The organism is Polaromonas sp. P3_C2 (assembly GCF_056402675.1).
Window position 1 is genome coordinate 1 of the sequence record NZ_JBFUGX010001030.1, and the last position, 1,017, is coordinate 1,017.

Annotated in this window: 1 protein-coding gene; it reads right to left on the reverse strand. The window is 65.1% G+C overall.

Going from position 1 to position 1,017, the window contains the following annotated elements; genetic code table 11:
* On the reverse strand, positions 1 to 1,017 hold a 1,017-nt coding region (locus AC1DWI_RS24345; protein WP_477726067.1), incomplete at both ends, for a multidrug effflux MFS transporter.

Here is a 1,017-nt window from a genome sequence, read left to right on the forward strand (position 1 = left end):
ACCGCGCCGGTGACAAACTGCAAGGTGCCCATGAGGGCCGAGGCCGTGCCGGCTATGGCGCCGTGTTCTTCCAGTGCCAGTACGGCGGTGGTTGGAACCACCAAGCCCAGAAATCCATAGCCCACCAGCATCAGCGCGATCATCACGTCCAGCCTTTCGATGCCCACCAGGTTCAGCACCAGCAGCAGGGCCATCACGGCGGCATAACCCGTCACGGCCACTTTCACGATGGGCACAAGCCCGAAACGCGCAGCCAGCTTGCCGGTGAACTGCGAAACCCCGATGAAGGAGGCTGCGTTGACTGCAAAGGCGATGCTGTACTGGCGCGGTGTCAGGCCGTAGTGGTTGATCAGCACAAAGGACGAGTTGGCAAGGTAGGCAAAAAAGCTCGAGATGCCGAAGGCGCCGATGAACACCAGGCCCATGAAATGGCGGTCGCGCAGCAGCACGCCGTAGGCGGTCAATGCGCTGCCAAAGCTGCTGTCCACGCGTTGTTCGGGCGGTCGCGTTTCCGGCAGAGTGAAGGCCACCAGCACCAACCCTGCAGCGGCGGCCACGGTGACGGCCCAGAACACGCTGCGCCAGCCGAAGGCCTCAATGAGGAAGCTGCCGGCCAGCGGCGCCAGGATGGGCGAGACGCTGAAGACCAACATCAGCAGGGACATGAGGCGCGCGGCGTCGTGGCCGGTATGCAGGTCTCGCACTACCGCGCGCGGCACCACCATGCCGGCGCAGGCGCCCAGGCCCTGGATGAAGCGCAGCACCACCAGCGTCTGGATGTCAGGCGCCAGCGCGCAGCCGATGCTGCCGGCGGCAAACAGCAGCAGGCCGAAGTACAGCGGCGGCTTGCGGCCCACCATGTCGGAGACCGGGCCGTAGATGATTTGCCCAATGCCGAGGGAGATGAAAAACGCCATCAGGCTGGCTTGCACCGCGCCCATGGAGGCGCCCAGGCTGTGCCCGATGGAAGGCAGCGCGGGAAGGTACTTGTGGATGGCGAAAGGGCCGATGGCGGAC